Below are 24,656 nucleotides of genomic sequence, written 5' to 3' on the forward strand. Positions count from 1 at the left end.
AAACTCCTTTTTAACAATGGGCTTTCCCATCTATGATTATGCATTAAAGCTTTCAGTCAATTGTGGTACCACTTGTTTCTTACGTGAAACAGCACCTGGAAGGAAAGCGTGGTTGTTTTCAAGTTTGAAGTTGAACGCTGCTTCTACCTTGTCCATATTAGCACCAAGAGCCAAAATTTCTGAGTTTGAGTTGACGATGTCTGTAATCATCAAGACAAAGTCAGAGTAGCCGTTAGCTGCATTTGTGGCTTGGATAGCTGCTTCGATTTCAGTTTGGCGTTCCAAGACTTCAGCAATATCAACTGTATTGACTTGAGCCACACGGACATTGTTTCCGTTGAGTTCAAAGGTCTTGGCATCGATATCAATCAATTCTTCAGCAGATTTGCTTGCCAAGTTTGTACCAGCCTTGAGCATGGCAAGACCGTATTCTTCCAAGTTTACACCAGCCAATTCGGCCAATTCAGGAGCAATGACTTTATCTGATGGGTGAGTGGTTGGAGATTTCAAAAGAAGGGTATCTGAAATCAAACCTGATAGCATCAAACCTGCGATTTCTTTTGGAACAGCCACGCCATGTTCTTTGAACATGCGGTAAACGATAGATGATGCGGATCCAACTGGTTCCAAACGCATGTAAAGTGGGCTTGCAGTTTCAAAGTTAGCCACACGGTGGTGGTCCACCACACCGTAAACTTCTACTTCAGCGATATCTGAAACAGATTGTTGGAATTCATTGTGGTCTGTTAAGATGACTTGTTCTGCACCTTCTGCTTTAGCAGATGTGATCACGCGCGGTGCGTCTACACCAAAATAGTTCAAGACGAAAGCTGTTTCTTCATTTGGAGTTCCAAGAGCCACCGCTTCTGTGTCCAAACCGTATGCTTCTTTTGCAAGATAAGCAAAGGCTACAGATGAACCGATAGCATCTGAATCTGGATTTTGGTGACCAAATACTAGAATCTTAGACATGATAATACCTCGTTTCTTTATTCTCTTTATTGTAGCATTTTTTTCAATTTTTGACAAAAGTAAGAGAAGCCTAAAAGGCTTCTCTTTATAGGTTAAAAGCATTCACTAGATTTTTATTTTGATTATCGTTTAGGTAGCTTTCCTTCTGAGGACGCTTCTTCCGTTTGAGTAGAGCCTCAGCCGACATTGCTTCTTCCTTACTATCAAAACCTTCTGCATAGATGAGTTTTACCGGCAATCGAGCTCGTGTATACTTGGCTCCTTTGCCACTATTGTGAACAGCAACTCGTTTCTTAACATCTGTTGTATAGCCTGTATAGTAAGAACCATCACGACACTCAACTACATACATATAAGCCTTATGATCCATAATAAATCTCTTGAATTTCTGGTGTATAGGAGCCATCACTATTATGAACAATGAGTGGTGGTAAAACCTTAAAACCACTAGTGGAGCCGTCCTTGATAGCTTCAATCAAAAGCATATTAGCTTCCTTCTCCCGTTTAGGATAAACAAATTGCAGACGTTTTGGAGCCAGATTATGCTGTTGGAGCGTAGCTAAGATATCTAATAATCGATCAGGACGATGAACCATTGCCAAACGTCCATTTGATTTGAGAATACTCTGGGCACTACGACAGATTTCCTTAAGATTGGTTGTAATTTCATGCCGAGCTAAAAGGTAATGCTCACTTTCATTCAGATTAGAATTTGGATCCACTTTAAAATAAGGCGGATTGCATAAAATCAAATCAACCTTGCTCCCCTGAATATGACTAGGCATATTCTTCAAATCATCACAGATGACCTGCATCTGTCCGTCCAGCCCATTTAAACGTACTGAGCGTTCGGCCATATCAGCAAGACGTTCCTGAATTTCTACAGATAGAATTTTAGCCTTGGTTCGGCTACTGGCAAACAGTCCAACAGCTCCATTGCCCGCACAGAAATCTACTATCAAACCATTTTTCGGAAAACGAGGAAAGCGTGACAAAAGTACACTATCCACTGAATAGCTGAAAACCTCACTATTTTGAATAATTTTGATGTCAGTAGAGAAGAGTTGATTAATGCGCTCTCCTGATTTTAATAATTGTTCTTCGTTCATACTTCTATTATAGCAAAATATAATAACATCACAATGATTTGAGGGATATCAATTACTGTTTTTCTTTAAATGTTCCAAGGCTTCTCGTGTCCAAACAGGCATCATGCGACCAAGCGGCGCGAATCCATGTTTGATGCGATCATTCGAAAAACGTCTCCGTCTAGGAAGTTGATGTTTTTCTTCTTCCAAGGTACGAATGGAAAGACTAGCCTTCCCTGTGTATTCGTCAAAATCTACTACTTGTACCTGGACTTCATCACCGATTTTTAAAACCTCGTAAATATTCTCGATAAATCCTGTCCGAATCTCCGAAATATGAATCAGTCCTGTCACTCCTGTTTCTAACTCAACAAAAGCTCCATAGGGCTGAATCCCAGTAATACGGCCATTTAGCTTATCACCGATTTTCATTTTAGTCCTCAATTTCAATAGTTTCAATTACGACATCTTCAACTGGCTTGTCCATTGCACCTGTTTCGACACCTGCAATTGCATCCAGAACTTCATAAGAAGCTTCATCCGCAAGTTGACCGAATACAGTATGACGACGGTCTAGGTGAGGAGCTCCACCTTGTTCTGCATAAATCTCCGCAATTGGCTCTGGCCAACCACCACGAGCAATTTCTTTCTTAGAATATGGCAAGTGTTGATTCTGCACGATAAAGAACTGGCTACCATTTGTATTCGGCCCAGCATTAGCCATAGAAAGGGCTCCACGGACATTGTAAAGTTCTTCTGAAAACTCATCCTCAAATGACTCACCATAGATAGATTCACCACCCATACCGGTTCCAGTTGGGTCTCCACCTTGAATCATAAAATCTTTAATAATACGGTGGAAAATCACACCGTCATAGTAACCGTCTTTTGATAGAGCAATAAAGTTGGCTACTGTTTTTGGTGCGTGATCAGGGAAAAGTTTGATACGCATATCCCCATGATTTGTCTTAATAGTCGCAATTGGACCTTCTACTGCTTCAATGTCTACTTGTGGAAAATGTAATTCTTTTTCTACCATACCAAATCCTTCTAAGGCATCAAAGATGCCATCTTCTTCTAATGTTTTTGTAATATAATCTGCTTTTTCTTTGATTTTGTCATGAGAAACACCCATAGCGACACTAATGCCTGCATAATCAAAGAGCTCTAAATCGTTAAGTCCGTCCCCAAAAACCATCACATTTTCAGGTTTAAGACCTAATTGGTCTACCACTTTGGCAACTCCAGCTGCTTTTGAACCGGAAATCGGCACCACATCTGACGAATGTTCATGCCAGCGTACCATACGCAAAGTCGATGCTAAGCTTTCAGGCAAGACAAGGTCATCACCCTGCTCCTCAAAGGTCCACATCTGATAAATATCTTCTTTTTGGTAAAAATCAGGGTCCACCTCTAAATCAGGATAAATCGGGTCAATCGCCTGGCTAATCATCTCTGTTCGCCTTGATAGTTTAGTAGCATGACTTCCCACCAAACCATAATCAATCCCAACTTCTTTGGTCCAAGTAATATACTCTTCAACCTTATCTTTAGCAATTTTGTTACTATAAATGACATTGCCCTTTTTGTCCTCAATATAAGCACCATTCAAGGTTACAAAGAAATCAGGTTTGAGGGCTTTAATCTCTGGGACGACACCAAAAATACCTCGACCAGTCGCAATTCCTGTCAAAATTCCTTTATCACGTAATTGTTTAAAGGCTGTTGGAATAGTGCTTGGAATAAAGCCAGTCTTTGAATTTCGTAAAGTATCATCTATATCAAAAAAGATAATCTTAATCTTCTTAGCCTTGTATCTTAACTTGACATCCATTATAATACCTCCTTCAATTCACTCCTTCCATTATACCATAAAGTAGAGAAATCCCACATCCCCAATAAAATCCTTGTCTCTTATCCGAATTCCTTTACTAGATACAAAACCAAATCATCATTATTTTGGCTAGTTGCATTCATTTCCAATCGTACAATTCATCTTTGACTTACCCACCTTTACTCTTTCTATTACCATTATAGCACGCCAAGGTCAAAAAAAACTATCTCATGAAAAATAGGTCCACCGGACCCCAACTCGCTCTCACATTTCAATGCTCGTGAAAAAAAGACCCGTCGGGATCTTAATTCGCTTTCTTATTTTCAAGCTCATGAAAAAGAGGTCCACCGGACCTCAACTCGCTCTCACATTTCAATGCTCGTGAAAAAAAGACCCATAAGGGTCTTTTCTTTAATCTTCGTTTACGAAAGGCATCAAAGCCATTACGCGAGCGCGTTTGATAGCTGTTGTTACTTTACGTTGGTTTTTAGCTGAAGTTCCAGTTACACGACGTGGAAGGATTTTCCCACGTTCTGAAACGAAACGGCTAAGAAGCTCAGTATCTTTGTAATCAACATATTCAATTTTATTTGCTGCGATGTAATCAACTTTTTTACGGCGTTTGAATCCGCCACGACGTTGTTGAGCCATGTTTTTTCTCCTTTATAGTATTAATTGTCCATTAGAATGGTAAATCATCATCTGAAATATCCAAAGGATTGGTTGATCCAAATGGATTTTCATCACGTGAAAAGTCTGGTACTGAATTTGTAGGTGCTGAATGACTGGCAGTTGGTGCAGAATAAGCTCCACCACTTTGTCCTTCACGAGCACTACGGCTTTCCAACATTTGGAAATTCTCAGCTACGACTTCTGTCACGTAGACACGTTGTCCTTGCTGGTTATCGTAACTACGAGTCTGAATACGACCTGTAATCCCGACAAGAGAGCCTTTTTTAGCCCAGTTAGCAAGATTTTCAGCCTGTTGGCGCCACATAACGACATTGATAAAATCAGCCTCACGTTCGCCATTTTGACTCTTGAATGTACGGTTTACTGCAAGAGTAAAAGTCGCAACTGCTACATTTGATGGGGTATAACGTAACTCAGCGTCACGTGTCATACGCCCTACAAGTACAACATTGTTAATCATAATCTACCTTCTTACGCGTCAAGTTTGACGATCATGTGACGAAGAATGTCAGCGTTGATTTTTGAAAGACGGTCAAACTCTTTAAGAGCTGCGTCGTCGTTTGCTTCAACGTTAACGATGCGGTAAAGTCCTTCACGGAAATCTTGGATTTCGTATGCAAGACGACGTTTTTCCCAATCTTTTGATTCAACAACAGTTGCACCGTTGTCAGTCAAGATAGAGTCAAAACGTGCTACCAAAGCGTTTTTCGCTTCTTCTTCAATGTTTGGACGAATGATATAAAGAATTTCGTATTTAGCCATTGATATGTTCCTCCTTTTGGTCTAATGACCCCAAGTCATTGCATGGGGTAAGTGAGGTTTGCTCACAATAAACTATTATACTAGAAAAAAATTTTTTTCGCAAGCTTAAAGTAAGTTATATTTTTCTTTTTAGAGTTTTTTTGCAGAAGTTTTTGTAATTTCATCTACGAGAATATTTTCATCCTCGAATTTCTTTTTCAATGATGAAAGATCAATGCTTCCCTCAATTTGTACTTCAATAACAATTTTACCATCCTTACGTGGAATATTAACGGTATGAGAGATATTAAGATTTTCCTCAACGATTAAAGAAACAATCTTACCTAAAACTCCAACTTCATTTTCTGTGATAAAACGAACACGGATTCCTTCTTCACCATATCCAGCGATTTCAAGAAAGGCACTGAATACATCACGATCTGTAATGACTCCATACAATTGTCCGTTGTCAACAACTGGCAAAATACCAATCTTATTTTTAAGCATGAGATAAGTTGCATCTTCTAAACTTGCATAGCCTGAGACAGTAACAACATCTCGAATCATGACGTCTTTTACTTTTGTCTTATTAAGTAGATAATTCATCTCGAAGATTGAAAGACTAGTCGCTTTTGAAGGACTAGCTTCAGCGATTGTCCCTTCTGTTACCAAGCCTACTAATTTATCATTCTCAATAACAGGGAGACGGTGCAAGCCTTGTTCGCGCATCAAATCTGCTGCGTGTGCAACAGTTGTATCAGGACTGATATAAACGACCTTGCGTGTCATAAAATCTTTAACTGCCATAGGAAATCTCCTTTATGTTTATAGTTTTATTATACACTTTTTACGGAAAGCTATCAAACGCTTTCATTTCTTTTTCAAGATTCAGAAAAATCTGAAGGACTTTACGAAAAAGAGCTCAACTTAGAGCCCTTAATCTTATACTTATGTAGATTGTATGATTGCTTTGCAATCTTTATCCGCCGACTAAAAAGGTCCCCCAGACTAGATGTTAATTGCTGACGCAATTTTTATCCGCCGACTAAAAAGGTCCCCCAGACCTTTTTAGCCACCTAGATATGCTTTTCTGACTTCGTCTGATGCTGCGAGTTCTTTTCCTGTTCCTGATAGGACAATCTTTCCTGTTTCAAGAACATATCCTCGGTCAGCGATAGCTAGTGCTTTATTAGCATTTTGCTCAATCAAGAGAACTGTTGTTCCTTGTTTTTGAATATCTTGGATGATATCAAAAATTTCTTGGATAAAAATCGGAGCAAGACCCATTGATGGTTCATCTAATAAAAGTAGTTTAGGCGTTGACATGAGTGCACGTCCCATGGCAAGCATCTGCTGTTCACCACCAGATAGGGTAGCCGCATCTTGATTTTTACGTTCTTCCAAACGTGGGAAACGTGAAAATACCTTCTTCAAATTAGCTTGGTTCTCTTCACGATTTTTCTTAAGAAAAGCTCCCATCTCCAAGTTTTCCAAAACAGTCAAACCAGGGAAGACATGACGTCCTTCTGGTACTTGAGAAAGTCCTGAAGCCACAATCTTCTGTGCAGGCATCTTTTGGATTTCTTGTCCCAAAAATTCAATTCGACCAGAACTTGGACGAACAAGTCCTGATAGGGTACGAAGAATGGTTGTTTTACCTGCACCGTTAGCACCGATTAGAGAAACAACTTCTCCTTCATTAACTTCAAAGCTCACATCACGTACAGCTTGAATCATACCATAGTGTACTGAGAGGTTTTCAACTTTTAACATAGACATTAGGCTTCACCTCCAAGATAAGCTTCGATAACACGTTTATTACTCTTGATTTCATCTGGTGTACCATGAGCAATCAAACGACCATACTCAAGAACGTAGATACGTTCAGTAACTTCCATGACCAAGTTCATATCATGTTCAATCAGCATAATGGTAATGTTGAATTCATCCTTTATCCGACGAATCAACTCAGTCAATTCTGCAGTCTCTTGGGGATTCATACCAGCCGCAGGCTCATCCAAGAAAAGAATTTTAGGTTCTGTAGCAAGAGCACGAACAATTTCCAAACGGCGCTGTTGACCATAGGCTAAATTTTTAGCTAAGGTTTCAGCATCACCATCCAAATCAAAGATTTTTAGTAATTCTAAAGCTTTGGCTTTCAATTCTTGTTCATTCTTATAGAAAGCTGGCAAGCGCAAGAAACTAGCAAATACATGTTGTTTATGATGGTTACTAAATGCAATCAGAACATTATCCAATACTGTTAAGTCTTTAAAAAGACGAATATTTTGGAAGGTACGCCCTAAACCAAGGGATGCGATTTTATAAGGTTGTTTCCCATTTAGTAAATGCCCATCCAAAGTAACGGTTCCTTCACTCGGTTCATAAACTCCTGTCAGCAAGTTGAAAAGAGTTGTTTTGCCCGCTCCATTCGGCCCAATCAAGCCAACAAGTTCACCTTCGTTCAGTTCCAGAGTTACATCTCCAACAGCCGTCAAACCACCAAAATGTTTGGTTAAGTTTTTTACTTCAAGTAATGCCATTAGTTTTGTCCCTCCTTCTTACCTTTTTTAAAGAGACGTGATAGGCTCAATTCCCATGTACCAAGGAGTCCACCTGGTCTGAAAATCATAACAAGTACCAAAGCCAAAGCATAGATAATCATACGAACGCTAGCAACGTCTTGGAGTAACATATTCAAAATACCAAGAACAATGGCCGCGACAATTGATCCTGTGATTGATCCCAAACCACCAAATACAACGATGATCAAAACGTTGATAGAGTTGATAAAACTATAATCTTTTGGTACAACTGAACCGACAAATCCTGCTTGGAGTGATCCTGCAATACTTGCAGTCATAGCTCCGAATACGAAAGCAATAATTTTGTTTTTTGTTGTATTGACCCCTACTGACTCAGCCGCAATTTCATCTTCACGAACAGACAAGGTTAAACGACCGATTGGACTACGTAAAAAGTTCAGTGTTAAAATAGTTGTAATCACGGCAAAGATATATACCATTTGCCAGTTAGTGAAGCTTGGAATTCCCAAAATACCTGCAGCTCCATTAGTTAGACTACCACCATTAACAATTAAGATACGAATAATCTCAGCAACCCCAAGTGTCGCAACTGCAAGATAGTCCCCCTTCAAACGGAGGGTAGGAATTCCTACGATGAGGGCAACCAAACCAGCAATGATGGCTCCGAGCAACATAGCTCCAAAGAAGGCACCATAAGTTGGAGATTTTGATCCAATAATAGCTGCTGCATAAGCACCGATAGCCATAAATCCAGCATGTCCGAGTGAAAATTGGCCAGAGAAACCAACGATCAGGTTAAGTCCTACTGCAAGAATAATGTTGATACCGATTTGTTCCAGAATTTGAATATGGAAAAGGTTTAAAATACCAAGTGAAACTAAGAGGCTAATCATACCATATCCAAGTAACAAAAGGAATATCCAGAGAATATTAGCTTTTACATTTACTTTCATTGTTTACACCTTCTCTTTCACATTCTTACCAAGGATACCAGCAGGACGAACAATCAAGATTAAGAGCAAGATTCCATACACGATGGCATCACGGAAATCTGACAATCCAAAAGCGATTGCAAAAGTTTCCAATAGACCAATTACAAAACCTCCAAGAGCTGCACCAGGGATGATACCGATACCACCAAGAACGGCAGCAACGAAAGATTTAATACCTGGAGTCATTCCCATCAATGGTTCGAGAGAGTTGTAATAAAGGGCAATCAAGACACCTGCTGCCCCAGCCAGAGCTGAACCTAATGCGAAAGTAAAACTGATAGTGCGATTTACATTAATCCCCATCAACTGAGCTGCATCGCTATCTACAGAAACGGCACGCATAGCTTTCCCCATCTTGGTTTTTTGTACGATAAGTTGCAAAAGAATCATTAAGACAATCGAGACAGTCAAAATCAACAATTGGATATTAGTAAGACTAATTGGCCCCAAGTCGTATCGTACAGTTTGGATTGCTTGAGGGAAGGCACGTGTATTGGCACCCACCAGATAGACCATTCCATATTCCAATAAGAAGGATACCCCGATAGCTGTAATCAGTACAGAGATACGAGTTGAATGACGCAGTGGGCGATAAGCTAGAAACTCAATGATAACACCGAGAATGGCTGAACCAATCATCGATAAAATTAAAGCTAAAAAGAAATTTAATTGTAGAGAATTAATCAAGAAATAACCCATGAAAGCACCCATCATGTAGATATCACCGTGGGCAAAGTTAATGAGTTTGATAATTCCATAAACCATGGTATAACCCAAGGCTAGCAGCGCATAAACACTTCCTAGGATCAAACCATTGACAAGTTGTTGAAGCATATGGTTCACTCTTTCTAATTATTTTTCTTAGGATTTATATAAAAAAATAATCCCTTTATAAACACCGAAACAGGGAGTGAGTAAAAGCTCATTCCCCATTTACGATATCTATAAAATTAAGGTTTTACGACTTCTGCCGCTTCTACTTTACCATTATTCATGGTCATCATGAAGGCTGTTTTCACAGTGTTATGATCTGCATCAAAGCTTGTTTGGCCTGTAACACCTTCGAAGTTTTGTGTTTTAGCAAGGTTGTTCTTGAGATCAACTGAAGTTTTTGCACCTTTTGCTGCGTTAGCTACAAGGTAAACTGAGTCATAAGCAAGAGCTGCAAATGTTGAAGGATCTTCGTTGTATTTTGCACGGTAAGCTTCAAGGAAGGCTTTTGCTTTATCTGAAACATCAACAGTAGTTGAGAATCCTGAGATGAAGTAGATATTTGATGCGCGTTCAGCTGTTGCTTGTTGAACAAATTCTGCTCCGTTAAATCCATCACCACCGATGATTGGTTTATCAATTCCCATACCACGAGCTTGGTTTACAATCTTACCAGCTTCTGTATAGTAACCAGGCAATACGATAGCGTCAAAGTCTTTGTCTTTGATTTTTGTCAAAGCTGCTTGGAAGTCTGTATCACCTGATACAAATGTTTCATCTGCTACGATTTCACCTGTGAATGAATCACGGAATGATTTTGCAATTCCTTTAGCGTAGTCACTTGAGTTATCTGTGTACAAGACAACTTTCTTAGCATTCAATTTATTTGAAACATAGTTAGAAATGATTTTCCCTTGGAAGCTATCTTGGAATGTTCCGATGAAAAGGAAATCTTGACCTTTTGTCAAACCATCTTGAGTAGCACTTGGAGAAATCAATGGAACTCCAGCTTGTGTAGCATTTGCTACTGCTGCTGCAGTTGCACCTGAAGTCGCAGGTCCTACGATTGCAGCAACTTTAGATTGAGTAACAAGGTTTGTTGAAACAGAAGCAGCTTCAGCAGTTTCAGATTTGTTATCTTTATCTACTACTTCGATTTGTTTTCCGTCGATACCACCTGCTGCGTTGATTTCATCAACCGCAAGTTGAGCACCTTTTTGCTCAGATGAACCGTAAGATGCTACAGCTCCAGTTTCTTCAAAGTTGAAACCAATTTTTACAACTTTTTCATCAATTGGGTTACCAGTTGTATTTGAAGCTCCTGACTTCACTTCTCCACAGGCTCCTAAAACAGCTACACTTGCAAGAGCTACAAGTGACAATGCAAATTTTTTCTTCATGTTTATCTCCTTTTAATTTCTTAATTTAAATTACATGTTAAGAATATACCGAATTATCAGAAAATTGTCAACAAGTTTACCTTAATTTTTAAATGATAACGTTTTCGGTATTTTTATAGAGGTTACCAACGAAAGGAGTTTCTAATTCTTGGATATGACATCGTCTCACTTTCTTGATAAATTTCTCTTTACCTAAACGACCTACCAGGTCTTCTACTTCTTCTGTTGGAACATAAAGTTGTAGATAACGGTGTTTTTTAGAGTGATAACAAATATCGCCATAATTTGCGAGTTTTTTTGCATCACGATTATAGTATAGGTAGATAATCAGACCAGACCGATTTTCTTTTTGAAACATAATTCATCTTCCTTCTAGTAATTTTCCTCTTATTATACCAAAAAAAGCAAACTCAGTCGAGTTTGCTTTAGTAGATTAATTCAAAGAATTATTAGCCATAATTTCATCAATGAAACCATATTCAAGTGTTTCTTGAGCACTCATCCAGTAATCACGTTCAGCATCTGCATGGATTTGCTCAACTGATTTACCAGAGTTATCTGCAAGAATTTGCTCCAAAGTCTTACGAGTTTTTAGCAAGTGTTCAGCAGCGATAGCCATATCTGTTTGCTGAGTACCACCACCTGTACCACCCATTGGTTGGTGAATCATGTACTCTGCATTTGGAAGCATGAAACGTTTACCTTTTGCTCCACTTGAAGCAATAATTGTTCCCATTGAAGCAGCCATCCCCATAACGATAGTTTGGACATCTGCCTTGATAAAGTTCATAGTATCAACGATTGCCAAACCAGCTGATACAGAACCACCAGGAGTATTTACATAAAGGTAAATATCTTTTGTACTATCTTGGGCATCCAAGAAAAGCAATTGAGCGATGACTGAGTTCGCCATATTGTCTTCGACTGGTCCAGTCAACATGATGATACGATCTTTTAAAAGACGTGAGTAAATGTCATATGAACGTTCTCCACGACTTGTTTGTTCAATAACTACAGGAATCATTCTTTTCTCCTTCTGATTTCAATATTTCTTAGTCAAACGACTCGATACAGGATTATTATATATTTTTGGTCAAAAAAGGTCAAATTTTTGCTCCATTCTAAAGACAGACACAAAAATTCAACCTCCTTTCGAAACTAAAACCAATGAACAGTTTTAGTCTATGCTTAGAATCTTATTTTGTACCGAACAAGCGGTCTCCTGCGTCTCCAAGACCTGGAACAATATAACCATGTTCGTTCAAACGTTCATCCAAAGCTGCAGTAAAGATTTCTACATCTGGGTGAGCTTCTTGAAGAGCTTTTACTCCTTCAGGAGCAGATACCAAGCAGACAAACTTGATGTTTGAAGCCCCACGTTTTTTAAGGGAATCAACAGCCAAGATTGCTGAACCACCAGTTGCAAGCATAGGGTCAACCACAAAGATTTGACGTTGGTCGATATCTTCAGGTAATTTTACTAAGTATTCTACTGGTTGAAGGGTTTCTTCATCACGGTACATACCGATGTGCCCAACTTTTGCTGCTGGAACCAAGCTCAACAATCCATCAACCATTCCAATACCTGCACGTAAGATTGGAACAATCGCTAATTTTTTACCAGCCAATTGTTTTTGAACTGTTTTTGTGATAGGTGTTTCGATTTCAACGTCTTCAAGTGGAAGATCACGAAGTACTTCATATCCCATCAACATTGCAATCTCGTTAACTAACTCACGAAAAGCTTTTGTAGAAGTGTCAGTGCGACGCAAGATTGACAATTTGTGTTGAATCAGTGGATGATTAATAACTTCAAGTTTTCCCATTTTCAGAATTCCTTCTTTCAATTTATTCTTCTTATTATATCAAAAAATGGCTTAAAAAGCTTTCTAAACCATTTATTTTTTATAATTTCTAGATTAGGTGAGCCTCTTGGAGAGCTGCTTGTACTGTTTCAAGTGGTAGGTGAGTTAATTCTGTTCCCTTTTCTTGATAAAGATGTTGGGCATAGTCATCCATACGGTATTGATTGATATAAACAACACGTTCACATCCTACCTGAAGCAGTTGCTTGGTACAGTTGAGGCATGGAAAATGAGTAACGTAGGCTGTAAAGCCCTTTGGAACGCCACGCTCTGCCCCTTGTAAAATAGCATTTACCTCTGCATGAAGAGTGCGGACACAGTGGCCCTCAATCACCAGACAGTCGTGGTCAATACAATGTTCTGTTCCTGATACAGAGCCATTATAGCCTGTTGAAACAACCTTGTTATCCTTAACTAAAACGGCTCCTACCTTGGCACGTTTACAGGTTGAACGATTGGCAATCAATAGAGCTTGAGCAGCGAAATACTCATCCCAAGCCAGTCTTTTTTCTGTCATAGTTTTTCTCCTCTTAACTTATTTTTTGAAAAATGGCAAACGCAAATCTGCAATTTTCTCAGCAGGAACCTTCATTCCATCCTTGATCCATTTTAGCAAAACGGATACGATGGCAGAACTCCAAAAAGAATGCAGATAACTGCTAACACCCTTTGATTTTCCATAATATTTTTCCAAAAATTCCTGCATAGCTTGCACAAAGATTTTTTCCAAGTGATAGTCTAGGGCAAGCTGAATAACTTTGGCTTCTTTCTTGGCTTCTCTAAAGAGATGAACCCATACGAGATAAAGGTCTGTTTTAACATCGTAATGGCCTAATTGCTCCATGATGTTATGGACGCTACGTTTAAAGACACTTTCTAAAATCTCTTCTTTTGAATCATAGTTTCGATAAAAAGCTGCACGAGAAACGCCAGCACGCTTGACTAACTCAGAAATGCTAATCTTAGCCAACTCCTTTTTCTCCAAGAGTTGCAAAAGAGCTGTTTCAATCGCTTCTCTGGTTAGCAAATTAGATTCTTGATTTGATTTTCTAAGGTTTTCAAGCGATTTTTCAGATATTTTACGTTCAGACATAACAATTTCTTTCTAGTTGTGACAACAGAGAGGTACTACTTTTGTTTCAAGGGCTTTCATGATATAATTGTAAAAAAAGACAGAACCTTTGTCAATGTATAAGTGATAAAGATGGAGAATTTCTATGACTTGGAAGATTGTAGCTGACTCTGGTTGTGATTATCGCCAACTGGCAAACCCCGCTTTTGATACTGAATTTGTCAGTGTTCCCTTAAAGATTCAGGTAGCAGATCAAGTCTTTGTCGATGATGCCAATCTGGATATCAATAAGATGATGGAAACTATGTATGCGACTTCTGAAGCTTCAAAATCAGCCTGCCCTAGTCCTGATGATTACTTACGAGCATTCGAAGGTGCAAAACATATTTTTGTAGTGACTATCACTGGAACTCTCTCTGGTAGCCACAATAGTGCTCAATTAGCTAAGAATATCTATCTCGAAGAACACCCTGATACTCAGATTCATGTCATCGATAGCTTATCAGCTGGTGGGGAAGTTGACCTAATCGTCGAAAAGATCAATGATTTGATCAACCAAGGACTTTCTTTTGAAGAAGTGGTTGAAGTTATTACTACTTATCAAGAAAAAACGAAGTTGTTGTTCGTTCTTGCTAAAGTGGATAACCTGGTTAAAAACGGTCGCTTGAGTAAACTTATTGGTGCAGTTGTCGGGCTCCTCAATATTCGTATGGTTGGGGAAGCAAGCGAAACCGGAACCTTAGAACTCCTCCAAAAAGCTCGTGGTGCTAAAAAGTCCCTTCAGGCTGCTTATGAAGAGTTAATCAAAGCTGGCTACGCTGGTGGGCGTATCGTCATGGCTCACCGTAGCAATGAAAAATTCTGCCAACAGCTTTCAGAGCTCGTGCGTGAAAAATTTCCAGCAGCTACTATTAAAATCATCCCAACTTCTGGACTCTGCAGTTTCTATGCGGAAGAAGGCGGGCTCCTCATGGGATACGAAATCAACTAATAAATCAGACAAGAGATGCCTAATCATCTCTTGTTTTTTTATGGTACAATACTCTTATGAAACATTTTGATACTATTGTCATCGGAGGTGGCCCTGCTGGTATGATGGCTACAATTTCTAGTAGCTTTTATGGCCAACAAACCCTTCTCATTGAAAAAAATCGGAAACTCGGGAAAAAATTAGCTGGAACTGGCGGTGGTCGCTGTAACGTGACTAACAACGGAACTCTAGACGATCTACTCGCTGGCATCCCTGGAAATGGGCGATTTCTATACAGTGTCTTCTCCCAGTTTGATAACCATGATATCATTAACTTTTTTACGGAAAATGGCGTCAAACTAAAGGTAGAGGATCACGGGCGTGTCTTTCCTGCTAGCGACAAATCTCGGACTATTATCGAAGCTTTAGAAAAGAAAATCTCTGAATTGGGCGGACAAGTCATGACTCAAATAGAGATTGTTTCTGTTAAAAAGATAGACGACCAGTTTGTCCTCAAGTCAGCAGACCAGACTTTCACTTGTGATAAACTCATTGTCACAACAGGTGGCAAGTCCTATCCTTCCACTGGTTCGACTGGTTTTGGCCACGATATCGCTCGCCACTTCAAACATACCATTACCGAGCTTGAGGCAGCCGAGAGTCCATTATTGACGGATTTCCCACATAAAGCATTGCAGGGGATTTCACTGGATGATGTGACTCTAAGCTATGGCAAGCATGTTATTACCCATGACCTCCTCTTTACTCACTTTGGTTTATCAGGTCCCGCTGCTCTACGTATGTCAAGCTTTGTCAAGGGTGGAGAGGTTCTCTCATTGGATGTCTTGCCACAACTTTCTGAGAGCGACTTGGTGGCATTTCTCGAAGAAAACCGTGACAAATCCTTAAAAAATGCCTTGAAATCTTTGTTGCCAGAACGTTTGGCTGATTTCTTCTCGCAAGGATACCCAGAAAAAGTCAAACAACTAACTGAAAAAGAGCTAGAGCAACTTCTCCAATCTATCAAGTCCCTCAAGATTCCTGTGACTGGAAAGATGTCCCTTGCCAAGTCATTTGTAACTAAAGGTGGCGTTAGTCTCAAAGAAATCAATCCCAAAACTCTGGAAAGTAAACTGGTACCTGGTCTTCACTTTGCAGGGGAGGTGCTGGATATCAATGCCCATACGGGTGGCTTTAACATTACTTCTGCCCTCTGTACCGGATGGGTGGCAGGAAGCTTGCATTTTGATTAAACTTTAAAGTAAGAAATCGGCAGAGATTACTCCGCCGATTTTTATTTTGTCTGAGTTCGAACATAGTGGGCAATAACATCTGATGTGTATTGAGCTGTTCCAGGTCCAAATTTATCAATATTTTTCTTAAACTCTGGGTTATAGACATAGCCTTTACCGATATGACCGAAGACTTCAATAGAACAATCAAACCCATACGTACGAATGGCTTGTAAGAGCTTGGTTGCTTCTTCTTGGTTTTCGGTTGCTGTTGTAGGTAGTCCATCTTTGAAATTTTGAGTCAGGGCTTGAAAGACTTGGTTGAAGGTTTCCGTGGCCTCATCTTCTCTACCAGTTTGACGTTCGAGAGCCTTATCCATGACTTCTTGACCATATTTCTCTACTGCTTCTTGGTGGTATTTTTGATTGTCTTGATAGCTAAATCCAGTGAATTTTTCCTCAATGGTCATTTTTATTTCTCCTTTTTGTTCTTGTATCGTTTTTTGCAAGGTAGATATCAAGGTATCCAGATGTTGCCTTTCTCGAGTTAGATAGTCCAGTTGTCTAATCAGATGGGGCAATAAATCTGAAGTTTCTTCTTCTAACAGCTCTGCTATTTTTTCTAAAGAAAAGCCTAGATATTTGTAATAAAGAATGATCTGAAGTCGTTCCAAATCATCCTGACTATAGGTTCGATAGCCGTTTTCCGACTTTAAAGGAACCAAGAGTCCTAACTTATCGTAATGGTGCAGGGTTTTTACAGAGACACCTGAAAGCTGCGCAGCTTCTTTGATATGGTACATGATTTTCTCCTTACAAGGATAGTATAACCCCTCCCCTTAGGTCAGAGTCAAGTGGTTTTACGAAAAATTTTTAACTTTTTGAGAAACTTTTGAAAACTTGAAAACCGCTTTCTTGACAGGCTTCAGAAAACATGATAGGATAATCAAGTCTATCAATCAAATAAAAAGCTCATAAAGAGCAATTGAGAGAAGGCTATTTGACAACTCAAGTAGCCTTTTCTTATTTTAGAAAATAGATTGGAGTTTTAACTATGTCTGAAAAATCGCAATGGGGCTCGAAACTGGGCTTCATCCTTGCGTCTGCTGGCTCTGCTATTGGTCTTGGAGCTGTTTGGAAGTTCCCTTACATGACCGCTGCCAATGGTGGTGGAGGGTTTTTACTAGTCTTCCTCATCTCGACACTTTTGATTGGATTTCCTCTCTTACTGGCTGAATTTGCCCTTGGTCGAAGTGCTGGCGTGTCAGCAATCAAAACCTTTGGTAAGCTTGGCAACAATCAAAAGTACAACTTTATCGGTTGGATTGGCGCCTTTTCCCTTTTCATCCTTCTCTCATTTTATAGTGTTATTGGGGGTTGGATTCTGGTATACCTTGGTATCGAGATTGGAAGATTATTCCACCTCATCGGAATTGGAGATTATGCCCAGCAATTCTCTTCCATCATTTCTAATCCAGTTATTGCCCTTGGAGCCCAAGCAGCCTTTATCTTCTTGAATATTTTCATCGTTTCACACGGCGTTCAAAAAGGAATTGAAAGAGCTTCTAAGGTCATGATGCCTCTGCTCTTTATTATCTTTGTTGTTATTATCGGGCGTTCTCTCAGTTTGCCAAATGCAATGGATGGTGTCGTTTACTTCCTCAAACCGGATTTTTCAAAACTGACAAGTGCTGGACTCCTCTATGCACTGGGCCAATCTTTCTTTGCTCTATCCCTTGGAGTTACAGCCATGCTGACCTACGCTTCCTACCTGGACAAGAAGACCAATCTGGTCCAATCAGGAATTTCCATCGTAGCCTTGAACATTTCTGTATCGATCATGGCAGGACTTGCGATTTTCCCTGCTATGTCAGCCTTTAATATCCAGTCTGAAGGTGGACCTAGTCTCCTCTTTATCGTGTTACCACAACTCTTTGACAATATGCCGTTTGGTACGATTTTCTATATTCTCTTTCTCTTACTCTTCCTCTTTGCAACGATAACTTCTTCAGTTGTTATGCTTGAAATCAACGTTGGTAACATAACCAATCAAGACAACCGTAAGCGTGCTAAGTGGAGTATGATTTTAGGGGTTTTGACTTTTGTATTTGGTATCCCCTCAGCCCTATCCTATGGAGTGATGGCCGATGTTCAAATCTTTGGGAAAACCTTCTTTGATGCTATGGATTTCTTGGTTTCCAATCTCCTCATGCCTTTTGGTGCCCTCTGTTTATCACTTTTTACAGGCTATATCTTCAAAAAAGCACTGGCTATGAAAGAACTTCATCTAGATGAAACACCATGGAAACGAGGACTTTTCAAAGTTTGGCTCTTCCTTCTTCGTTATATCATCCCAATCATCATCATCGTGGTTTTTATTGCCCAATTTATGTAATCATTAAAAAAGACTTGAGAATCAATCTCAAGTCTTTTCTTTTTATGGATGGCTTACAATTAATTCTAAATCTTTTCCTTCAAGTGTCCAAGATTCAACATCACTTGGCAAGATAAAATGGCTACCTTTTTGAATTGAATAATCTTTACCATCTACAGTCAATTTTCCTTGACCAGCCAAGACGCTAAATAAACTGTAGTCGGTTGTCTTTTCAAAGTCCACTTTTCCAGTGATTTCCCACTTGTAAACTGCGAAGAAATCATTCGAAACTAGTAAAGTCGAACTCAAATCATCTGCTTTGACAGTCACAGGTCGGCTGTTAGCAGGCTCACCAATGTTTAAAACATCGATGGATTTTTCAAGGTGAAGCTCGCGCAAGTTGCCATTATCATCCTTACGGTCAAAATCATAAACTCGGTAGGTGGTATCACTAGACTGTTGCGTTTCAAGAATCAAGATACCTGCTCCGATAGCATGCATGGTTCCACTTGGTACATAGAAGAAATCTCCAGCTTTTACAGGAACTTTTGTTAACAAGGCATCCCAGTTTTTATCTTCGATTTGCTGACGGAGTTCTTCTTTTGACTTGGCATTGTGACCATAAATAATCTCTGAACCTTCATCTGCTGCGATAATATACCAGCACTCTGTCTTTCCAAGTTCGCCTTCATGCTCTAGTCCGTAAGTATCGTCTGGGTGGACTTGAACACTGAGCCAGTCATTGGCATCGAGGATTTTAGTTAAGAGTGGAAATACTGGCTCTGGACGGTTGCCAAATAACTCACGGTGTTCTGCATACAAAGTAGCTAGGTCTGTTCCCTCAAAACGACCATTGGCTATCTTAGAAACACCATTTGGGTGAGCTGAAATTGCCCAATATTCTCCGATTTTTTCGCTTGGTATGTCGTAGCCAAACTCATCACGTAGCTTAGTACCACCCCAGATTTTTTCTTGCATTACGGAATTTAAAAATAATGGTTCTGACATGTTACATCTCCTGTCTAATTTTTCACCCTCATTATAGCAAAAAAAGAGTCCTAATTGAACTCTTTTTCTTATCTTATAAAGTAGGGAGAAGATTTTATAAAAATAGTAACGATATTGTTTTTATGCTTTAAAAAATCTACAAAAAACTATTAGTTCACAAGATTTGGAAGAATGAACACGATAAAGAAAGCTAGAGCAACCATCAGAAAAACAAGGAAATAAGCTAAACATTTAGTCAACCATGCATAACGACCTGGTTTTAGCGGTCTTTCTACGTAGGAATGTTTTGGTTTTTTAGGATCATAATAAACAGTTACCTTTCCTCCAATTGGAAATCGTTCCATTAAAGGTGATTTTGTTAAAGAGATGAAACTGTTCCTATAAATCTTGTATCTTAAAACCTGAGGAATTTCCCCATCTTCAAAATTATCCATTTTGACATCAGATACGATCGAACCCAAGGGAGTACTGATTGTATTTGAAATCGCATATAGAAATTTCGGTCCTAAAACCTTGTATTGGTTCCCATCAACAGTGTACTCGACAACTGGCAGGCTAATTCCATTATAAAGAGCATAGGAATATCGGATAATAACTCCTTCCGTTCTTTCGGTGCATCTCTTGGCATTTCTGTAATTACTAAAGATAAAAATGTCGAACATAAAATAGGTGAAGGCAGCAAAGCCTAACGACATTAAGCCAAATAATAGAAAGAATGTTGTTGGCATCTTTTTTCTCCTTAAAATATCCTAATGAATCTATTTTAACAGAAAAGACATAAAAGAAAAAGACCGGAGGACTCCGATCTTTTTAAGTTCCACAAAAGAAATTATTTGATTGCGCGTGATTGCAATCCTTCTTCTTCCAAGAAGAGGCGGAATGGTACAAGCTCTTCTGCTTCGTATTTTTCCTTGAAGGCTTTAATAGCTTCATCTGAGTGTTGTTTTGGATCCAACTCAAGAACTTCTACTGGAAGTGGACGATGTGGAGTGATGTGAGCATCAATAACAACAGTTTTACCTTCTTTGTTGAGTTTCACAGCTTCAGCAACGACTGCGTCGATGTCTTCGATACGGTCAACTGTAAATCCAATAGCTCCTTGAGCTTCAGCGATTTTCGCATAGTCAGCATTAGGGAAGTCACAACCAAACAAGTGTTTGTTTGTGTCTTCGTATTTGTCCTTGATGAAGGCATATTTACCATTTGAGAAGACAACGTTGATAACTGGAAGGTCGTATTGAACGTTTGTGATAACGTCTGGGTAGCACATGTTGAATGCACCGTCACCCATGATGTTCCATACTTGGCGATCTGGATTGTCTTTCTTAGCAGCGATACCACCAGGAAGGGCAATACCCATTGTCGCAAAGAGTGGAGATGTACGCCACATGTTCTTAGGTGTCATGTGAAGGTGACGAGTAGATGTTTGAGTAGTGTCACCTACGTCGATTGAATAGATAGCGTCTTGATCAGCATGTTTGTTGATTGCATTGTAAACTTGATACAATTGCAATTCACCCTCAGTTTTACCTTCGAGCTTGTTCATGTAATCACGCCAGTTTTGGTTGTTCTTCACGTTAGCACGCCACCATGGAGTAGACTCAACTGGGTTTACTTTATCAAGGATTGCTTTCGCTGCTTGACCTGCATCACCAAGGATTGAAGCATCTAGGGCATGACGTTTACCAAGTTTGTAAGGGTCGATATCCACTTGGATGAATTTTTCAGTGTTCTTGAATGCTTCGTATACTTCAGCAAATGGGAAGTTTGAACCAAGGAAAAGAACTGTGTCTGCTTCGAAGACAACTTCGTTGGCTGGTTTCCAACCAACACGGTAAGCAGAACCTGTCAAACCTTCATAGTTCCATTCGAAAGCTTCAAAGTTTTTACCAGTCGTAATGATTGGTGCTTTGATTTTACGTGACAATTCAGTGATTACTTCACCAGCTTTAACACCACCGTAACCAGCGTAAATCACTGGACGCTCAGCATTGTTCAAGATTTCAACAGCTTTGTCAATTTCAACTTCGTTCAAAGCAGGAGCGATGAATGAACGTTCATATGAACCTGATCCGTAGTATGAGTTTTCGTCGATTTCTTGGAAACCAAAGTTTACTGGAATTTCAACAACGGCTGGACCTTTTTTAGAAACTGCAGCACGGCAAGCTTCGTCAATAACTTTTGGTAATTGCTCTGCGTAAGCTACACGTTTGTTGTAAACAGCGATACCGTTGTACATTGGGTTTTGGTTCAATTCTTGGAAGGCATCCATGTTCAATTCGTTAACTGGACGTGATCCAAGGATAGCAAGGAATGGAGTGTTATCCATAGCTGCATCGTAAACACCGTTAATCAAGTGAGTCGCACCTGGACCACCTGAACCAACTGCAACCCCGATAGATCCGCCAAATTTAGCCTGCATAACCGCTGCAAGAGCACCTGTTTCTTCGTGGCGAACTTGCAAGAAACGGATATCTTTGTCTTCAGCCAAAGCGTCCATGAGTGAGCTAAGTGTTCCTGATGGGATACCGTAGATCGTGTCTACGCCCCATGTTTTCAATACGTTGAGCATTGCTGCAGATGCAGTGATTTTCCCTTGAGTCATAATGATAACTCTCCTTAAAGTTAATTTGATAAAAGATAAAAGCGCTTTTATATGTTTTTTGAAAACGATTCAGTAAATTTACAATCCTAATTTATCATATTTGATTTCAGATTCATAAGAATGTGCTCACAAAACTCCATTCTCTATTACAGTACAGTTTGAAAACGTTTTTGAAATCTGTTTTAGAATAGCAAAAAAGCGGTTAAAACCGCCTTTTTATACTCAATGAAAATCAAAGAGCAAACTAGGAAGCTAGCCGCAGGCTGTACTTGAGTACGGCAAGGTGAAGCTGACGTGGTTTGAATTTGATTTTCGAAGAGTATTAATCGACTTTAGTAAAATTGAGCATGAGAGAGCTGATTAAAACAGAGACTGAACTAAAGGCCATGGCCAATCCTGCAAGTTCTGGATTGAGCACCAAACCAAGACTTGAAAAGACTCCTGCTGCAATCGGAATACCAATGAGGTTATAGATAGAAGCCCAGAAAAGATTGAGTAGAATACGATTAAAGGTCTTCTTACTCATATCAAAAGCACGTGCCAATCCTAGTAAATTGTTGGTTGTGAGGACAAGATCTGCTGATTCAATGGCAATATCTGTCCCAGAGCCCATAGCAATTCCGACATCCGCTACACTGAGGGCTGGCGCATCATTGATACCATCTCCAACAAAGGCCAATTTGCCATTCTTTTGAAGCTTGTGAATTTCATGTGCCTTTTCCTCTGGCAAGACATTTGCGATCACTTCTTCGATTCCAATTTGCTCTGCAATCGCATGCGCTACTCCAGCATTATCTCCGGTAAGCATGACCGTTTTAAGACCACGTTTTTTCAATTTGGCAATAGCTTCTCGAGCATTTTCCTTAGGGACATCCTGCAAGGCAATTAAGCCTTTTAACTGACCATCCACGGATAGGAAGACAACTGTTTTTGCTTCTTTCTCAAGTAAATCAAATCGTTCTTGATAGTCACTCGGAATGTCAAGATCAGCTAAAAGTTTGGCATTCCCAAGCAAGACTTGTTTACCATTAATAATCCCAGTCACACCTTTTCCATGCAAGGCTTGGAAGTTTTCCACTGGGTAAAGGCTAATTCCTAGTTCAGATGCACGATTAACAATAGCTTGAGCTAGCGGGTGTTGAGATACATCTTCCAGTGAAGCAGCCAAACTTAGCACTTCTCTTTCATCACCAATAACATCTGTCACTACTGGTTTCCCTTCGGTCAAGGTTCCTGTCTTATCAAAAACAACCGTTTGGACTTTTTGGATTTCCTGTAGAACTGTACCATTTTTTAGGAGAATCCCCATCTTGGCACTTCGTCCTGTTCCAACCATGAGTGCTGTCGGTGTCGCGAGTCCTAGTGCACAAGGGCAGGCAATAATCAAAACAGCAACTCCGTAGAGAAGTGAAGTCACAAAGCTTTCTCCAAGCAAGACAAACCAGATCCAAAAAGTAAGAAGTCCTAAAATGACAACTGCTGGTACGAAAATCCCAGAAATCTTGTCGGTCAAATCTTGAATAGGAGCACGACTCGTTTGCGCTTTTTTCACAAAGTCCACAATCTGAGCCAACATAGTCTCAGAACCAACTTTTTCAGCTCTAAAGATGATCGTACCACTATTATTGATAGTTGACCCAATAACAGCATCTCCAACTGATTTATCGACTGGAATACTTTCCCCAGTTACCATTGACTCATCAATACTCGTTTCACCTTCTAAGACAATACCATCAACGGCAATTTTTTCACCTGGTCGAACGCGAATGAGATCCCCAACTTTGACTTGTTCTAGAGGTATTTGAACATAAACATCATCACGCAAAACCTCTGCTGTTTTTGCTTGTAGGTCTAATAATTTTTCGACTGCCTGCGAAGTATTTTTTCGCATTTTTTCCTCAAAAACTGCTCCCAAAAGAATGAAGAAGAGGATAAATGCAGCACTTTCAAAGTAAACGGGCAAACCAGTGAAGAGGGCAACTAAGCTATAGAAATAGGCCACTAGGGTTCCCAGAGCAACCAAGGTATCCATGTTGGAATTGTGCTTTTTAAAACTAGCCCAGGCGCTTCTGATATATGGAACTCCAGCTACCAGCATAATGGGTGTTGTGGCTAAAAATGTGCCCCAACGCATGACTTGGTGACTAATTCCTCCTGTAGACATCCCAATCATGAGAATCACAAGAGGCACAGTAAAGATACTAGTAATCCAAAAACGTTGTAAAAGACTGAGAGATTTTTTAGTTTTTTCAACAACGGTATAGGTCCCCTTTTGCATCTTCATGCCACATGAAAATTCATGCTCACCCAAGTCTTGAGGAGTAAAACGAATGACTTTTTCTTCGTCTTGAGCAATTGGTTCTAAAATCCCTGCTTCTTCGAAAAGAATTTCTTTATAACAGTTTGATGGTGTCACACGATGAAAGGTAATCTCAGCAGGAATTCCTTTTTGTAGTTGAATATGGGCTGGATGGTAGCCTTTGTCTGCTGTGATACGGATTTTTTGAACACCATTTTCAAGGCTTGCTTTTACAATTTCGGTCATATTCGTCT

The 24,656-nt window shown here is 39.7% G+C and carries 25 protein-coding genes and 3 pseudogenes; 3 read left to right on the forward strand and 25 right to left on the reverse strand.

Annotated features, from left to right (window positions below; all coding sequences use genetic code 11):
• Positions 1-36: 36 nt before the first annotated feature.
• The 20 genes and pseudogenes from HMPREF1481_RS05895 to HMPREF1481_RS05985 form a co-directional block, all read right to left on the reverse strand.
• On the reverse strand, positions 37-972 hold the full coding sequence (locus HMPREF1481_RS05895; RefSeq protein WP_016466127.1) for a manganese-dependent inorganic pyrophosphatase: 936 nt from the start codon (positions 970-972) through the stop codon (positions 37-39).
• Positions 973-1,057: 85 nt separating this feature from the next.
• On the reverse strand, positions 1,058-1,342 hold the full coding sequence (locus tag HMPREF1481_RS05900) for a GIY-YIG nuclease family protein (protein ID WP_016466128.1): 285 nt from the start codon (positions 1,340-1,342) through the stop codon (positions 1,058-1,060).
• Positions 1,332-2,081: a tRNA1(Val) (adenine(37)-N6)-methyltransferase gene (locus HMPREF1481_RS05905; RefSeq protein ID WP_016466129.1), complete on the reverse strand. Its 750-nt coding sequence runs from the start codon at positions 2,079-2,081 to the stop codon at positions 1,332-1,334. The genes HMPREF1481_RS05900 and HMPREF1481_RS05905 overlap by 11 nt, the downstream gene beginning before the upstream one ends.
• A gap of 48 nt (positions 2,082-2,129) precedes the next feature.
• A complete protein-coding gene (locus HMPREF1481_RS05910; RefSeq protein ID WP_004252382.1) occupies positions 2,130-2,492 on the reverse strand; it encodes a S1 RNA-binding domain-containing protein in 363 nt (120 codons plus the stop codon).
• A 1-nt stretch (position 2,493) separates the two neighbouring features.
• Entirely contained in the window at positions 2,494-3,894 is a 1,401-nt protein-coding gene (locus HMPREF1481_RS05915; RefSeq protein WP_016466130.1) for a bifunctional Cof-type HAD-IIB family hydrolase/peptidylprolyl isomerase, read from the reverse strand.
• An 80-nt stretch (positions 3,895-3,974) separates the two neighbouring features.
• Positions 3,975-4,043, reverse strand: a pseudogene (locus HMPREF1481_RS10905) (GNAT family N-acetyltransferase); the annotation flags it as partial.
• 262 nt (positions 4,044-4,305) lie between these two features.
• Positions 4,306-4,545 (reverse strand): 30S ribosomal protein S18, encoded by a 240-nt coding sequence (rpsR, locus tag HMPREF1481_RS05920; protein WP_000068664.1) that lies wholly within the window; start codon positions 4,543-4,545, stop codon positions 4,306-4,308.
• A 31-nt stretch (positions 4,546-4,576) separates the two neighbouring features.
• Entirely contained in the window at positions 4,577-5,047 is a 471-nt protein-coding gene (gene ssbA / locus HMPREF1481_RS05925; protein WP_016466131.1) for a single-stranded DNA-binding protein SsbA, read from the reverse strand.
• 11 nt (positions 5,048-5,058) lie between these two features.
• Complete coding sequence (gene rpsF, locus HMPREF1481_RS05930) at positions 5,059-5,349, reverse strand: 30S ribosomal protein S6 (RefSeq protein WP_016466595.1); 291 nt, start codon at positions 5,347-5,349, stop codon at positions 5,059-5,061.
• A 129-nt stretch (positions 5,350-5,478) separates the two neighbouring features.
• Complete coding sequence (locus HMPREF1481_RS05935; RefSeq protein ID WP_006148127.1) at positions 5,479-6,135, reverse strand: CBS domain-containing protein; 657 nt, start codon at positions 6,133-6,135, stop codon at positions 5,479-5,481.
• Positions 6,136-6,396: 261 nt separating this feature from the next.
• Positions 6,397-7,107 carry an ABC transporter ATP-binding protein gene (locus tag HMPREF1481_RS05940; RefSeq protein ID WP_006151996.1) on the reverse strand — a complete coding sequence of 237 codons (711 nt, stop codon included), beginning with the start codon at positions 7,105-7,107 and terminating at the stop codon, positions 6,397-6,399.
• Positions 7,107-7,871 (reverse strand): ABC transporter ATP-binding protein, encoded by a 765-nt coding sequence (locus tag HMPREF1481_RS05945; protein WP_016466596.1) that lies wholly within the window; start codon positions 7,869-7,871, stop codon positions 7,107-7,109. Before HMPREF1481_RS05945 ends, HMPREF1481_RS05940 begins: the two co-directional genes overlap by 1 nt.
• Positions 7,871-8,827: a branched-chain amino acid ABC transporter permease gene (locus tag HMPREF1481_RS05950; RefSeq protein ID WP_016466597.1), complete on the reverse strand. Its 957-nt coding sequence runs from the start codon at positions 8,825-8,827 to the stop codon at positions 7,871-7,873. The genes HMPREF1481_RS05945 and HMPREF1481_RS05950 overlap by 1 nt, the downstream gene beginning before the upstream one ends.
• Positions 8,828-8,830: 3 nt before the next feature.
• Positions 8,831-9,700, reverse strand: a complete 870-nt coding sequence (locus HMPREF1481_RS05955) for a branched-chain amino acid ABC transporter permease (RefSeq protein ID WP_006150094.1) — start codon at positions 9,698-9,700, stop codon at positions 8,831-8,833.
• Between the two features lie 116 nt (positions 9,701-9,816).
• A complete protein-coding gene (locus HMPREF1481_RS05960) occupies positions 9,817-10,977 on the reverse strand; it encodes an ABC transporter substrate-binding protein (RefSeq protein ID WP_016466598.1) in 1,161 nt (386 codons plus the stop codon).
• An 88-nt stretch (positions 10,978-11,065) separates the two neighbouring features.
• On the reverse strand, positions 11,066-11,335 hold the full coding sequence (locus HMPREF1481_RS05965; RefSeq protein WP_016466599.1) for a YlbG family protein: 270 nt from the start codon (positions 11,333-11,335) through the stop codon (positions 11,066-11,068).
• Between the two features lie 75 nt (positions 11,336-11,410).
• Positions 11,411-12,004: pseudogene (locus tag HMPREF1481_RS05970) on the reverse strand (ATP-dependent Clp protease proteolytic subunit); the annotation flags it as partial.
• Between the two features lie 169 nt (positions 12,005-12,173).
• Positions 12,174-12,803 (reverse strand): uracil phosphoribosyltransferase, encoded by a 630-nt coding sequence (gene upp, locus HMPREF1481_RS05975; RefSeq protein ID WP_006150334.1) that lies wholly within the window; start codon positions 12,801-12,803, stop codon positions 12,174-12,176.
• A gap of 88 nt (positions 12,804-12,891) precedes the next feature.
• A complete protein-coding gene (locus tag HMPREF1481_RS05980; RefSeq protein ID WP_006150202.1) occupies positions 12,892-13,359 on the reverse strand; it encodes a deoxycytidylate deaminase in 468 nt (155 codons plus the stop codon).
• An 18-nt stretch (positions 13,360-13,377) separates the two neighbouring features.
• Positions 13,378-13,935 (reverse strand): TetR/AcrR family transcriptional regulator, encoded by a 558-nt coding sequence (locus tag HMPREF1481_RS05985; protein ID WP_016466600.1) that lies wholly within the window; start codon positions 13,933-13,935, stop codon positions 13,378-13,380.
• A gap of 124 nt (positions 13,936-14,059) precedes the next feature.
• Between HMPREF1481_RS05985 and HMPREF1481_RS05990 the strand changes: the two genes are divergently transcribed.
• The gene (locus HMPREF1481_RS05990; RefSeq protein ID WP_016466601.1) at positions 14,060-14,905 is read left to right on the forward strand and encodes a DegV family protein; all 846 of its coding nucleotides are present in this window, start codon (positions 14,060-14,062) and stop codon (positions 14,903-14,905) included.
• Positions 14,906-14,961: 56 nt separating this feature from the next.
• Positions 14,962-16,137, forward strand: a complete 1,176-nt coding sequence (locus HMPREF1481_RS05995) for an NAD(P)/FAD-dependent oxidoreductase (RefSeq protein ID WP_016466602.1) — start codon at positions 14,962-14,964, stop codon at positions 16,135-16,137.
• Between the two features lie 41 nt (positions 16,138-16,178).
• On the opposite strand, the gene HMPREF1481_RS06000 is transcribed toward HMPREF1481_RS05995, so the two are convergent.
• On the reverse strand, positions 16,179-16,919 hold the full coding sequence (locus HMPREF1481_RS06000) for a MerR family transcriptional regulator (RefSeq protein WP_016466603.1): 741 nt from the start codon (positions 16,917-16,919) through the stop codon (positions 16,179-16,181).
• A gap of 197 nt (positions 16,920-17,116) precedes the next feature.
• Between HMPREF1481_RS06000 and HMPREF1481_RS06005 the strand changes: the two are divergent.
• Positions 17,117-18,511: pseudogene (locus tag HMPREF1481_RS06005) on the forward strand (sodium-dependent transporter).
• Positions 18,512-18,553: 42 nt separating this feature from the next.
• Here the strand turns inward: HMPREF1481_RS06005 and manA are convergent.
• From manA to HMPREF1481_RS06025, 4 genes are all read right to left on the reverse strand, one after another.
• Entirely contained in the window at positions 18,554-19,498 is a 945-nt protein-coding gene (manA, locus tag HMPREF1481_RS06010; protein WP_016466605.1) for a mannose-6-phosphate isomerase, class I, read from the reverse strand.
• 149 nt (positions 19,499-19,647) lie between these two features.
• Positions 19,648-20,226 (reverse strand): DUF3592 domain-containing protein, encoded by a 579-nt coding sequence (locus tag HMPREF1481_RS06015; protein WP_016466606.1) that lies wholly within the window; start codon positions 20,224-20,226, stop codon positions 19,648-19,650.
• A 101-nt stretch (positions 20,227-20,327) separates the two neighbouring features.
• Positions 20,328-22,103, reverse strand: a complete 1,776-nt coding sequence (gene spxB / locus HMPREF1481_RS06020) for a pyruvate oxidase (RefSeq protein ID WP_016466607.1) — start codon at positions 22,101-22,103, stop codon at positions 20,328-20,330.
• A 322-nt stretch (positions 22,104-22,425) separates the two neighbouring features.
• Positions 22,426-24,648 carry a heavy metal translocating P-type ATPase gene (locus HMPREF1481_RS06025; RefSeq protein ID WP_016466608.1) on the reverse strand — a complete coding sequence of 741 codons (2,223 nt, stop codon included), beginning with the start codon at positions 24,646-24,648 and terminating at the stop codon, positions 22,426-22,428.
• Positions 24,649-24,656 lie beyond the last annotated feature (8 nt).

Origin of the sequence: Streptococcus sp. HPH0090 (assembly GCF_000411475.1) — a bacterium.
Lineage (GTDB): Bacteria > Bacillota > Bacilli > Lactobacillales > Streptococcaceae > Streptococcus.

Bases quoted from the DNA above. Each gene is read 5' to 3' on its own strand.
- HMPREF1481_RS05900 (WP_016466128.1), bottom strand. From the start codon at position 1,342: ATGGATCATAAGGCTTATATGTATGTAGTTGAGTGTCGTGATGGTTCT.
- rpsF (WP_016466595.1), bottom strand. From the start codon at position 5,349: ATGGCTAAATACGAAATTCTTTATATCATTCGTCCAAACATTGAAGAA.
- HMPREF1481_RS05915 (WP_016466130.1), bottom strand. From the start codon at position 3,894: ATGGATGTCAAGTTAAGATACAAGGCTAAGAAGATTAAGATTATCTTT.
- HMPREF1481_RS05940 (WP_006151996.1), bottom strand. From the start codon at position 7,107: ATGTCTATGTTAAAAGTTGAAAACCTCTCAGTACACTATGGTATGATT.
- manA (WP_016466605.1), bottom strand. From the start codon at position 19,498: ATGTCAGAACCATTATTTTTAAATTCCGTAATGCAAGAAAAAATCTGG.
- HMPREF1481_RS05965 (WP_016466599.1), bottom strand. From the start codon at position 11,335: ATGTTTCAAAAAGAAAATCGGTCTGGTCTGATTATCTACCTATACTAT.
- HMPREF1481_RS05935 (WP_006148127.1), bottom strand. From the start codon at position 6,135: ATGGCAGTTAAAGATTTTATGACACGCAAGGTCGTTTATATCAGTCCT.
- HMPREF1481_RS06000 (WP_016466603.1), bottom strand. From the start codon at position 16,919: ATGTACCATATCAAAGAAGCTGCGCAGCTTTCAGGTGTCTCTGTAAAA.
- HMPREF1481_RS05910 (WP_004252382.1), bottom strand. From the start codon at position 2,492: ATGAAAATCGGTGATAAGCTAAATGGCCGTATTACTGGGATTCAGCCC.
- HMPREF1481_RS05955 (WP_006150094.1), bottom strand. From the start codon at position 9,700: ATGCTTCAACAACTTGTCAATGGTTTGATCCTAGGAAGTGTTTATGCG.
- HMPREF1481_RS05995 (WP_016466602.1), top strand. From the start codon at position 14,962: ATGAAACATTTTGATACTATTGTCATCGGAGGTGGCCCTGCTGGTATG.
- HMPREF1481_RS05990 (WP_016466601.1), top strand. From the start codon at position 14,060: ATGACTTGGAAGATTGTAGCTGACTCTGGTTGTGATTATCGCCAACTG.
- HMPREF1481_RS06025 (WP_016466608.1), bottom strand. From the start codon at position 24,648: ATGACCGAAATTGTAAAAGCAAGCCTTGAAAATGGTGTTCAAAAAATC.
- HMPREF1481_RS05905 (WP_016466129.1), bottom strand. From the start codon at position 2,081: ATGAACGAAGAACAATTATTAAAATCAGGAGAGCGCATTAATCAACTC.
- HMPREF1481_RS05985 (WP_016466600.1), bottom strand. From the start codon at position 13,935: ATGTCTGAACGTAAAATATCTGAAAAATCGCTTGAAAACCTTAGAAAA.
- spxB (WP_016466607.1), bottom strand. From the start codon at position 22,103: ATGACTCAAGGGAAAATCACTGCATCTGCAGCAATGCTCAACGTATTG.
- HMPREF1481_RS06015 (WP_016466606.1), bottom strand. From the start codon at position 20,226: ATGCCAACAACATTCTTTCTATTATTTGGCTTAATGTCGTTAGGCTTT.
- HMPREF1481_RS05945 (WP_016466596.1), bottom strand. From the start codon at position 7,871: ATGGCATTACTTGAAGTAAAAAACTTAACCAAACATTTTGGTGGTTTG.
- upp (WP_006150334.1), bottom strand. From the start codon at position 12,803: ATGGGAAAACTTGAAGTTATTAATCATCCACTGATTCAACACAAATTG.
- ssbA (WP_016466131.1), bottom strand. From the start codon at position 5,047: ATGATTAACAATGTTGTACTTGTAGGGCGTATGACACGTGACGCTGAG.
- HMPREF1481_RS05960 (WP_016466598.1), bottom strand. From the start codon at position 10,977: ATGAAGAAAAAATTTGCATTGTCACTTGTAGCTCTTGCAAGTGTAGCT.
- rpsR (WP_000068664.1), bottom strand. From the start codon at position 4,545: ATGGCTCAACAACGTCGTGGCGGATTCAAACGCCGTAAAAAAGTTGAT.
- HMPREF1481_RS05950 (WP_016466597.1), bottom strand. From the start codon at position 8,827: ATGAAAGTAAATGTAAAAGCTAATATTCTCTGGATATTCCTTTTGTTA.
- HMPREF1481_RS05895 (WP_016466127.1), bottom strand. From the start codon at position 972: ATGTCTAAGATTCTAGTATTTGGTCACCAAAATCCAGATTCAGATGCT.
- HMPREF1481_RS05980 (WP_006150202.1), bottom strand. From the start codon at position 13,359: ATGACAGAAAAAAGACTGGCTTGGGATGAGTATTTCGCTGCTCAAGCT.